Below are 10,529 nucleotides of genomic sequence, written 5' to 3' on the forward strand. Positions count from 1 at the left end.
ACTGCGGCCTGTTCCAGCACGCTGTGAGCGTCATCCTCGGTCAGCGCGCCACCGGCCACGAGTTGCCCGAGCGCGACGGCGGCCACGTACAGGCTGCGGTTCCGCTCGCCCGGCGCGGCGGCGGTCACCCGGTCGACTTCCCGGGCGATGGCGGCCCGCACATAGGCACCGGCCCGGCCGGTGCCGAGGTCGACCACCACGGGCCGCTGTTCCGGCAGTGGTGCGGGGGCGAGCAGGTCGGCGAGCCATCCGGGCAGCGGCGCGGGATCGACGTCGAGGGCGACGGTGTAGGGCCGTGCGGCGACGGTCGAGCCGGCGGCGACGACGTAGCCACCGGCGGCGCGGGTGTCGACCATCGGCCCGAGCGTCCCGGCCGTGTTCCGGAGAGCCGGGCCGGTGGCCGGGTGTTGGTAGTAGAGGTGGGTGCCGCCTCGGCCGGTGGTCACGGTGTAGGTCGGATCGATGGTCGCCCGGTGGGAGTCGGCCAGTGCGGCGAGCACCACCAGGCCGTCCCGGTGGCTCACCTCGGCGGGCTGTTTCGGAGTGTCGAGGTCGACCACCACGAGCCGAGACGGCCCGCACGCGATGCCGATGCCGTACGGGCGGGCAGACCATGCGCGGCGGATGCGGTCCGGGTCGGTGGTGGCCCGGACCTCCCACCCAACGTGTCCGGCACGGCAGCGAGGGTCACGGCCGGTGCACCGGTCGGCCGCATGGTCAGGGAAGGCGGGCCGCTTGCCGTCGGGACGGAGCGGAAAAACATGCCATCCGCGTTCGGCGTGGCCGAGCGCGGCGGTGAGCAGGTCAGACATGGGGAAGTTCTCCTGATCAGGCGGTCTTGCGGCGGGCGGTGTCCAGGTCGAGCAGCGCCGCGCCGCCGGTGTCCGGCGTGCGGCCTAACGGCCGGGTGGCGGTGGCGATGGACAGCCGCAGGTAGAGGCGGCACCGACCGGCATCAGCGCCGGTCAGCGGGCGGCGGGTGCCGCGTTGGGCGACGTGGTGCCCGGCGGCGGTGAAAGCAGCGGTGGCGGCGTCTAGCTCGGCCGGTGTGCCGGTCAGCCAGATTTCCAACCCGGACAGCCGGGCATCGCGAGGGGAAGCGCCATCGCGGCGCGGCCCGGCCATCACGCGGCCCGACGCGGCCGAGGCTGCGCCGCGATCGCCGCGCGGGTGACGGCCTGGCGCACGTCGCCGAGCAGGCCGACCAACTGACGGCGTGCGGCCACCTCGGTCGGGGCGAGCGCCACCCTGACGCGCACCTCGGCATGGTCGCGGCCGGCGGCGGACCGCACGCGCACGAGCACCGCCCGCGCGTGACCAGCGTCGACCACGATTTCGGCGGAGCGGTGTTCGCCGAGGTTGCAGCGGTGGCCACCGGCGCACCAGCCGGTGTGACCGTCGCGGGCGCTGCGGTGGCGGTTCATCGCTTGCCTGCCTGGTACTCGTCTTTGATGTGGTTGATGACGTGCCGGCCGACGCGCAGCCGTAGTCCGGTGCCCGCGCAGCGGCGGCATTCCCGCCCGGCGCGGCTGATCGGGGAGCGTTTGCGGCCGGTGCCGTGGCAGGTGCGGCAGCGTCCGAACGGGACGACCACGCACGCGGCGAGGTAACCGAGGGTGAGTATGGCGAGGGTGAGGCAGGGGGCGGTGGCTAGCAGGGTGCGGGGGTCCATGACAGCCTCCAGGGCCGGTTTCGGGGTGTGTTCGGTGGAGGCCGCTAGATTCCTAGCGTCCTGATCAGGGTTCGGATGCCGTCCTAGGGGTGGTCCTAGGTCTAGGAGTCGTGTGGTCCTAGACCTAGGACCGATCGCGGGTTAGCTCGCGTCCCGTTTGCGGTTACGCTCTGCGATGGCGGCGATGATGGCGGCGCGTTCGAAACCGCCTCGGTTGGCTCCCTTGCCGGTGTCCGGATCGGTGCCCCACGTCTGGCCGACCTTCACGCCGAACGGCTTGAGGGCCACGGTCACCTGCTCGGCGTCCCACCCGCCGTAGGTGTCCGGGCGCAGCTCGGCCAGGCGGGCGGCGACGGTGCGGCACCACACCTTGGCCTCATTTGCGGGAACCACGGCGGTGATGTCTTCCAGCAGGTTGAACGACAGCGCCGGGGCGGTTGCGGGTTGCTCGCCGAGCGCGTGCCCGGTCAGCCGTCCGGCAGCCTCGCGGGCGGCGCGAGCGCGGGCGGCGATCCGCTCGGCGAGGGGTCCGTCGATGTTGACGGTGGTGGTGATCCTCGCGTCGGCTCCCTCACCGACGAAGTAGCCGGTGCCCTTGTCGGTCCAGGCGAACATGGTCGCCCGGATGCCCTGCTTGTACTGCGAGGTACCGAGCACCATGTCGTTCTCGGTCTGCCCCATCACCTTCAAGCAGAACCGCGTCGACGCGTTCGCCGAGATGCCGGTCGGCAGGCTCTTGGCATCCGGCCGCTGCGTGGCGAACACGGGGATGATCCCCAGTGCCGGCCCGCGCTTCACGAGGTCGGTGGAGATGGCCTCCAACTCCTTGCCGTACTCGGGGTGCTCGAACCACTTCTGGCACTCGTCCACCCCGATGACCAGCGGATGCAGGCCAAGCGACTTCTTCGACGCCAACTCGGGGGTGACCTTGTTCTCGGGGCACAGGTCGCGGGGCAGGTCGCGGATCACCTTGGCGCGGCGGCGCAACTCGTCGCGCAGCTCCCGCATACCGGCCACCGCGTACTCGATGTCCTCGTCTTCCTCACCGGCGCGGTAGCGGTGCGCGACCTGCTCCAACGCGGACAGGTCACCGGTGCCCTTGAGGTCGTAGGCGTGGATCTCCGCACGCGGATCGAGCGCGGCGATCAGCAGCACCTCCCGCAGCGCGAACGTCTTGCCCATACGCGGGATGGAACCGATGACCATCGCCATGAACATCAACGTCAGCTCGACCCACCGGCCGCGCGGGTCGGTGCCGAACGGCTGCGGCCGGAACAGGTCCACCGTCCCTGCCTTGAGCAGCGGCCACACCGGCTTACGGGCCTTCGACATGTCCTGATCGCCCACCCACAACACGAGGCGGCCGGGGTGCACCTCGGGCTGTCCCTCCGGCCACACACAGCCAAGCGGCCGGGACAGGCCAGCGGCCAGCTTTTCCCGCTTCTCGATGACCTCGGTGGCGGTGACGCCGTTGGGCAGCTCCACATCCGCGCGCCAGCCGGGGCCGTCACGGGTGATCGGGGCGGGAAACCAGTCCTTGCCCCGGTCGCCCTTGGAGATGGCCTGGTTGATGCCGGTGATGCCGAGGTTGCCCAACGCCCGCACCACCACATCCGAGGTCAGCTTCTGCACACGGGGAACGACCACGGCGGTGTCGAGCAGCGGCTTGTCCGCCGGACGGCCCAACGCACCCAACGCGGCCAGCAGCGCGGCGAGGGTGGCATACCGGGCCTCGGGCGGGGCGAGCGCGTAGGCGATACCCAGCGCCGGGAGCACGCCGAGCACCACGGCGGCGGTGACGAACCCACGCCACCGCACCCGCTGGTCACGCAACCGCGACACCTTCAGGTACAACTCGGCGTCGCCCTTGTCCGCCAACACCTGCCGCACATGCTCGCCTTGCAGGTCGAACAACCACCGACCCCAACCCGTCAGGATGCGGTACGCGCCGCGCGGGGCACGCCACGCCAACTTCCCGACGTACTTCGGGCTACGGGTCAGGTGATAGGTGCCAGCGTGGAACAGGTGACCGACCGTCCACCGGGCCGCGTCGCGCAGCTCGGCCCGCGAACGCAGCCACGCAGGCACGATGGGCCGACGCTTCGCGTCCTGCAACCCGGCCACGGTGAACCGCGGGGACCGCTGCGCGGCAGGCGAGTCAACCAGTCGCGGGCCGATGGTGGCCTCGGCCGGGTCGTTGTCGGGGGCGGCGGATTGACGGCGGGACCGGGCGGCGTCCAGGTCGACCACCTCGGCATCCGGGCCGGGGGCGTTCAGGTCGCGCTCGGCGGCCTGCCAGTCGAAACGGTCATCATCAGGGGCAGTCATGATGGGGGTTCCTCCAACGGTCTACGGATCAGCAGAGGGACCGGCGGCACGGCGCAGGTTGGGAAGCCAGGGGCCGTGCCGCCGGGCGGAACTAGTCGTGCGAGCGCACCAGGTGCGCCAGTGCGGCGCCCATGCCGAGCACCGCCACCGGCAGCACCGACACAGCGGTGGTGATCCACCACGGCGCACCGTTCGGCGGTGCCACGAGCAGGTGATAGGCGACCTGGCCGAGCGCACCGACCAGCAGTGAGGCGATGGCCGACCACTTCGCGAACTCACGCGCCCGGTGCGGTACCCGGCCGGACAGCCAGACGTACAGCGCGTACGCGCCGTACGTCTCCACGCCGATCGGCAGGGTGATGGCGGTATTGATCGCGAATCCGTCCGCGATACCGGGTAGCGGGTGCACCACCCCGAACCCGGTGAGTCCGCCGAGGCCGACCCACCCGGACCAGATCGCCACGAACGCGGGAAGCGCCAGCAGGATCACCGGCCACGCGGCCACCGGCCGGACCGGCGCTGCCGGGGTGGGCGTGTCCGGGTGACCGACCGTCGTGGCCTCGGCGGGCGGCGCGGGCGGTGGGATCTTCACCGGCTCGGCGGGCGGTGGCGCGTGCTCGGGCACGACCGGGGTGGGTGCCGGGTCCGAGCCGATCGGCTCGGCGTAGTCCAACCGAAGCGCGGGCGGCGTGTCGATGTCGGTCTGCGGTGCCAGCAGCGCACCCCGAACGGCCATCGCCGAGCGCAGGGTGTCGGTACGGGTCCGCTCGGCGTGCTCGGCCCGCAGCCGGGCGAGCAGGTCATCGGCCTTCGGCGCGCCGATGCGGAACTCGCGCATCAGCCGGTTGCGCGACGGGAACTCCTGCCCGTCCGGCAGTTCCAGAGCGCGAGCGGCCGGCAGCAGTGCCTCTACCGGCTGCGGATACTTCGTGCCGTTGATCGTGGGGGCGGTCATGCTGCTTCCTCCATCGGGTAGGCGCAGTCGACGCACTCGCCGAGCGAGCGCGGGATGCAGTAGGGCCGGACAACTCGGCAGGTCGGGCAGGTGCGGCGGGCGGTCAACGCCGCGCGGATCGCGCGTAGCTGCGCGGGGGTGGCGGTGCGCTTCGGCCGGGCCAAATCGAGGCGGTACAGGTAGGCGGTGCGGGTGCCACCGATGCCGCGCCAGAGGATCTGCGCGGCGATCGGCTGACCACCTGGGCATAGGCCGGCGGCGCGCAGCTGGCGGCGGGTGGCGTAGCCCGGCGGTGCGCCGCGCCACCAGAACGTCGGGATGCCGTACCGCGACCCGTCCGGGTCGTAGTAGGCGGCGCGGATGCGGGACATCAGGCCGCGCGCTGCGGATCGGTGCTGCGGGCGGCCACCTCGGCGGCGGCGCGGGTCACGCGGGCCTCAGCCCGACGCAGCCGACGCCAGTCCAGCGCGGTCGGGCCGCCGTGGTCCTCGGCGTAGAGCATGGTGATCTGCGCGTCGAGCACGTCGAGTTCAGCGGCGATCAGCGGCCACTCGGTGTCGATCGCGGCCAGGTCAGCAGCGGTCGGCTCAGCGGTGGCGGTGGGGAGGTGGGTGATCACTTCGATCGGTTCCTTCCAGAACGGCGAGAGCGCAACACGGGCCGGCAGGGGCGGCAGTGACGCTCGTCGGGTGCCAGCGGGGCGAGCCCGCCGCAGCGGTGGCAGGTACGCCAAACGGCGCTGTTCTTGGTGGTCACTCGAACGGCAGCGAAGACGCTCACGGTCATGACGGCTCACCTCCACAAGCGGGGATCAAGACGGGAAACCGGGGTGAGGCCGCGCACCAGAACGGCGCGACGCCCCACCCCGGGGCAGATGCAGAGAGGCAGAAGACAGTCCGCGCGCCAAGACCTAGCCCGCTCGGCCCGCTCGCCCTGGATCTACAGGGGTCGGCCACCGTGTGACTCAAGGCGGGAATACCGCAAGCCAGATCAAACGCGGCGCTTCTGCTCTGAAGTTGTCAAAGACCAACCGCACAGCGGGACGTAGGCGCGCAGCGCTGCTACGCACTGCCTTCCTCGGACCCCAACTGACGAGATACAACGTGGCGTTGTATTCGTGACGCTACAACGCCACGTTGTATTCGCGCAAGCACCCGTACCACGTAGGCTTGTACTGATGACTGACGCTGACCTGCCCGCCGACTGGTGGACGACGGACCACGTACGCACCTACCTCGCGTCGGTAGGTGCCCCGATCAGTCGCGCAACCTGGGCTTCATACGTCTCACGCGGGCAGGCTCCCGCGCCTGACCGAGTATTCGGCCGGTCTCCGGCGTGGCAGCCCGAGACCATCCGAAAGTGGCAGGCCGAGAGGCCGCGCCGAGGCACCACCGGCTAGGTCGGATCATCTGGTGCCTCCTGTCCTCGGTTCCCGTCTGCGGCGGCACCTTGCTCGCCTGCCAATGAGACTGCCCGGCGGGCGGCCTTCCGGGCAGGTCCTACGCACGGACACGAAGGACACGGCGTATGTCCACTGAGGTTCCTCGGCAGTACAAGCCGAACCTTGTGCTGGTCAACCGCCGGAAGGCGGTCGGTTGGGAGTCGCGCAAGCGCGCCGCGCGGGAGCTGCACCGCGTTGGCCAGCAGCGCGGCATCCGCGAGACGCCCACCGTTGAGGCCATCGAAAAGGCGATGTACCGCCACGAGACCGGGCGAGTGGCGGTCACCGACCCCATCTACCGCCAGCTCTACTGCCTGGCGTACGACGCAAAGCCCCACGACCTGTTCGGCGAACTGACCGGCAGCGCCGAAGATCGGCCGCACTTCACGGCGCGATCCCACAAGTTCGTGACAGCGTTCGTCGGCGCTGAGAGGTCCGCCCGGTTGCGGGAAGTCACGGGCTGCACGCCGGCCACAGGAGAGTGGCATACCTGCTACTCGGCACCCGTCGAACACCCGGAAGGCGACTGCACGCTCTACGTCTGGCCGTGCGGGTCGACAGTCTTCCACCTGGTCGAGCCGGTCCAGCTATCCACGATCGCAGCGCTCGCAGCATGGCGGGCCGTCTCGTACGGCGACAACATCAAGTGGGCTATCGACTACCTCGCACCCGTCGCGCCCGTGGTTGACGAGTCTGCGGTGTACGTCCTGGGTGCTCATTGGGTTGTTGAGCCAGCGTGGCCGGCAGAGTTGCTGGAGACTGCGCTACGCATTATGTCGACGCCAAAGGTGTTGCTGCACCGAGACCGTGCCATGGATGACGAACACCTGGCACATGCAGAGCTAATCGAACAGTCGTTGCTCTCTGAGGCGTATGACCATGTGGGCATCGAGTCATTCGGCGTACGCGGCATTTCAGCGGGCTACGCCTCATGGTCCGGCGTCGTGTACCACCCAATCTCGGCCGAGCGCTCCTTGACGGAAGCCGAGATGACTTCCTGTGAGCTTGCGATTCAATCCGTGTGGGCATATTGCGACGCAATCGCCCGTCAAGTAGAGCAAGGGAAAGACCCACAGGTGCCGCCGGAATATGGATGGCGCTACCTCCGTGGAGTACGCTCCCGTCTGACTGTCTCTCGCCTGCGGGAGACCGGACAGCATCAGGCGATGCGTCGAGCGATTCTGCGGACGTGCGACCTAATGCCAGCACTAGACCAAGCCATCGAAACCCTCCGCGATACGAATCGAGGTTGAGCCCAATGACGTCGGGTCGCCCTGTGCTTGTCGTGACCGACATGCAGAACGGGTTCGTACGCGAGCAGTCGGCGCATATCGTTCCTATCGTCGTGGGTCTGGTTGACCGCTGGCAGGAAGCCGGCGGCGAGACGGTTTTCACCCGCTACCTGAACTATCCCGGCAGTCCGTTCGAGCGCTTTTTCGGTTGGCGGCGACTTCAATCCCCCCCGGAAACGGACATTGTCTCCGAACTTCGCCCGTTCGTCAAAAGAGGGATGATTCTAGACAAGAGGATCTACAGTCCCTTTACAGATGAAGGCATTCGACTGTTTGAACAGCAAGACTGGGACCATCTCTACTTCTGCGGCATCGCAACGGAAAGTTGCGTTTTGAAGGGTGCTGTTGACGCATTCGAGCGGGGCTTTACACCGTGGCTAATTGCTGACGCTTCCGCCAGCCACGCCGGGGCCGAAGCTCACGCTGCCGGGCTGCTCGTCGCTCGGCGCTTCATAGGACCCGGCCAGGTCATTGAACTTAAAGACATCCCAGCCGGGCTGCTAGCAGAATAGCGGCAAGTAAATGCCAACTGCACGAGGTGGGCCATTCATTATCCAACCGCCTAGCTGTAGCTCATGGAGCGACAAGGGAGCGACATGAAAGATGGCCAGTACCGGTTCGGGGCGTTCGAGCTTCAGGTTGTGAATGCGGGAAACCGATATCTCGCCCGTGCAGCTGCCGTTCGGCGACTTGCCTCGATAGCAGTGGGAATAACCCCAGAGAGGCTTCCTGATTTCTATTCAGCCGAACTGGAGGCAATGTCAAATACGCAGTTAGATCAACTTACTGGGCAACTGGAAAAGTTAGCCGGGTTATTTCATGAAGCAGTGGACGCGCAGCGCAGGGGTGAAAAGTGGGAAACGCCTCGGGCAATTGCACCGAATACTTCCGATCCACATGTCAATGAATTGGTTTTCCGACTCCTCAATGCGGGAACAGCGAGGACCATAACGCCAGATCCCACCGAAACCCTATGCAAATCACTACTCATGTTGAGCGTCAGCGATTTCGAGCTACTAATCGGCAAGGTCGCCTCCGCCATAATGCACAAAGTCCCCGATGCGGTAAGGGGAGCGGACGCAACGTTAACCTTGGCGCAGCTTACCCAATTCGGCAGCGTACAGGCCGCAGTAAATTACGTTATTGAGAGACGAGTGGAGGACTTGCTTCGAGCAAGCCTAGCCGACTGGGAATCATGGTTCGGAGGTTTTGGCGTTAAGTTTCGTGATATGACTGATCATTGGCCTCACTTCGCGGAAATCTTTGCACGACGTAATCTCGTCGTTCATAACGATGGCAAGGCAAACCAGCAGTACCTATCGCGGCTGCGAGACGCAGGGTGGACCGACGATCTCCCAGAAGCTGGTAACATGATCGTAGTTGACCCGGCATATCTGTCGCTAGCACTTGACCGCATGACAGCCTTTGCCGCGCTGCTTACGACAGGATGCTTGTTGCAGATCGAGAAGGGGTCCATCCTTCCCATCGCCTGGCTGTCAGGCAAGGTCCAGGAAATTTCGGAGAGCGGCCATCAAAACGCGGTAAGGACTATAACGACAACAATTCTGCGCACCAGCCGGGGCCGTCTGTCGCGTCAGCATGACCTCGATTTTCGAATTCGCCAGTGGATCGCGATGCGACAACTAGGTGAAGAACGCAAAATGCGCCGCGAGGTTGAGGCATGGGACATAGGTGGACTGGAACCATATTACGTGCACGTTCGTGCGGTATTGCTCGAAAAAACCGAGTACGCTATCCAATCCACACGAGATCTACTTGATGCGGGTAAGTTGACTCCGCTCAGGATACGGCTAGATCCCCTCTACCAAGGATTACGAGATAGCGGGGCGTTGGATTCGGTTATTTTGGCCCAGCCACCGATGGCCCGTCAGCCCGCTGAAGATCCCGTTGCGACGCAGAGAACGACCCCACCGGCAACAGAGAGCGGAGACAGGGGCAGGCCCTAGACGGTGCAGTGCTGCTGCCCTGCCCTCGTCTCACTTGTCGTCTCGTTCGTCCACGTACGGGGGCGGCTGTAGACGGACATCAGGTACAGCCCACTGAAGTGGTGAACTGGTTGAATCAAGGACGTACGAAGCTGAGCAGACTTGGAAAGCGTGTTGGGTTAACACCCTCACGAGTTCGAATCTCGTATCCTCCGCTCACCTGAGCAGCACGAACGACAGGGCCGGCCCCCGAAGGGACCGGCCCTGAGTCGTGTCTACGGTCGCTCTCGTCTCAGTTGTCGTCTCACTTGCCCTGCTCCGGCTCGTCAGGCGGCGGCTCGGTGGCCTTCTCCCCCGACCCGCTCGGCGGGTCACCCCAGAGCAGTCCGCCGAGTTGCTGCGCGATGTCCCGGCGTACCTGGTCGGTCATGTGCTGGTACCGGACGGCCATCGCCGAGTTAGACCAGCCCATGATGCCCATCACGGCGCGGCCGGAGACGCCGAGAACCAGAAGCACGGTGGCGGCGGTATGCCGAGCGTCGTGCAGTCGGCCATCCCGCACTCCGGCAAGCTTGAGAAGCCGTTTCCACTCGTCGTAGTCCGTCGCCTGGTGGATCGCCTCGCCAGTCGGCGAGGCAAATACCCATCCCTCGTCCCGCCAGAGTTGCGCGGCGGTTTCGCGCTCGGCGTCCTGTTCTTTCCGGTGCCGGCGCAGCAGGTCGACCAGGGCATCCGGCAGACCGATCGAGCGTCGACCAGCACGCGATTTCGTGTCAGCCGCAATCGGGCGGTCGTTCACCCGCTCGGGGCATTGACCGGACAACTTCTGTTCACACTTCCCGTCGCAGCCGTGCCGCCATTTCGGCCGAAGTAGTGCCCGGCGGACGGTCAACGA

The 10,529-nt window shown here is 66.9% G+C and carries 12 protein-coding genes; 3 read left to right on the top strand and 9 right to left on the bottom strand.

Annotated features, from left to right (window positions below):
- The 8 genes from ACN26Z_RS00495 to ACN26Z_RS00530 form a co-directional block, all read right to left on the bottom strand.
- A partial coding sequence (locus ACN26Z_RS00495) for a bifunctional DNA primase/polymerase (RefSeq protein ID WP_421459558.1) occupies positions 1-812 on the bottom strand: 812 nt, incomplete at its 3' end.
- Positions 813-828: 16 nt separating this feature from the next.
- Complete coding sequence (locus tag ACN26Z_RS00500) at positions 829-1,071, bottom strand: hypothetical protein (protein WP_421459559.1); 243 nt, start codon at positions 1,069-1,071, stop codon at positions 829-831.
- Positions 1,072-1,124: 53 nt separating this feature from the next.
- The gene (locus tag ACN26Z_RS00505; protein ID WP_421459560.1) at positions 1,125-1,424 is read right to left on the bottom strand and encodes a hypothetical protein; all 300 of its coding nucleotides are present in this window, start codon (positions 1,422-1,424) and stop codon (positions 1,125-1,127) included.
- Positions 1,421-1,672 carry a hypothetical protein gene (locus ACN26Z_RS00510; RefSeq protein WP_421459561.1) on the bottom strand — a complete coding sequence of 84 codons (252 nt, stop codon included), beginning with the start codon at positions 1,670-1,672 and terminating at the stop codon, positions 1,421-1,423. The genes ACN26Z_RS00505 and ACN26Z_RS00510 overlap by 4 nt, the downstream gene beginning before the upstream one ends.
- Before the next feature lie 141 nt (positions 1,673-1,813).
- The gene (locus ACN26Z_RS00515) at positions 1,814-4,000 is read right to left on the bottom strand and encodes a cell division protein FtsK (protein WP_421459562.1); all 2,187 of its coding nucleotides are present in this window, start codon (positions 3,998-4,000) and stop codon (positions 1,814-1,816) included.
- A 91-nt stretch (positions 4,001-4,091) separates the two neighbouring features.
- Positions 4,092-4,955, bottom strand: coding sequence for an ABC transporter permease (locus ACN26Z_RS00520; RefSeq protein WP_421459563.1), 864 nt, complete (start codon positions 4,953-4,955; stop codon positions 4,092-4,094).
- Positions 4,952-5,326 carry an RRQRL motif-containing zinc-binding protein gene (locus ACN26Z_RS00525; RefSeq protein ID WP_421459564.1) on the bottom strand — a complete coding sequence of 125 codons (375 nt, stop codon included), beginning with the start codon at positions 5,324-5,326 and terminating at the stop codon, positions 4,952-4,954. The genes ACN26Z_RS00520 and ACN26Z_RS00525 overlap by 4 nt, the downstream gene beginning before the upstream one ends.
- Positions 5,326-5,574 carry a DUF6284 family protein gene (locus ACN26Z_RS00530; RefSeq protein ID WP_421459565.1) on the bottom strand — a complete coding sequence of 83 codons (249 nt, stop codon included), beginning with the start codon at positions 5,572-5,574 and terminating at the stop codon, positions 5,326-5,328. Before ACN26Z_RS00530 ends, ACN26Z_RS00525 begins: the two co-directional genes overlap by 1 nt.
- A 908-nt stretch (positions 5,575-6,482) precedes the next feature.
- Between ACN26Z_RS00530 and ACN26Z_RS00535 the strand changes: the two genes are divergently transcribed.
- From ACN26Z_RS00535 to ACN26Z_RS00545, 3 genes are all read left to right on the top strand, one after another.
- Complete coding sequence (locus tag ACN26Z_RS00535; RefSeq protein ID WP_421459566.1) at positions 6,483-7,649, top strand: hypothetical protein; 1,167 nt, start codon at positions 6,483-6,485, stop codon at positions 7,647-7,649.
- Positions 7,650-7,654: 5 nt separating this feature from the next.
- On the top strand, positions 7,655-8,200 hold the full coding sequence (locus ACN26Z_RS00540) for a cysteine hydrolase (RefSeq protein WP_421459567.1): 546 nt from the start codon (positions 7,655-7,657) through the stop codon (positions 8,198-8,200).
- Between the two features lie 84 nt (positions 8,201-8,284).
- On the top strand, positions 8,285-9,655 hold the full coding sequence (locus ACN26Z_RS00545; RefSeq protein WP_421459568.1) for a hypothetical protein: 1,371 nt from the start codon (positions 8,285-8,287) through the stop codon (positions 9,653-9,655).
- Positions 9,656-9,938: 283 nt separating this feature from the next.
- Here ACN26Z_RS00545 and ACN26Z_RS00550 read toward each other — a convergent pair.
- Positions 9,939-10,529 (bottom strand): tyrosine-type recombinase/integrase (locus tag ACN26Z_RS00550; protein WP_421459569.1); only part of this gene is annotated, 591 nt, incomplete at its 5' end.

This window comes from Verrucosispora sp. WMMD703 (assembly GCF_049178935.1).
GTDB classification, from domain to species: domain Bacteria; phylum Actinomycetota; class Actinomycetes; order Mycobacteriales; family Micromonosporaceae; genus Micromonospora; species Micromonospora sediminimaris.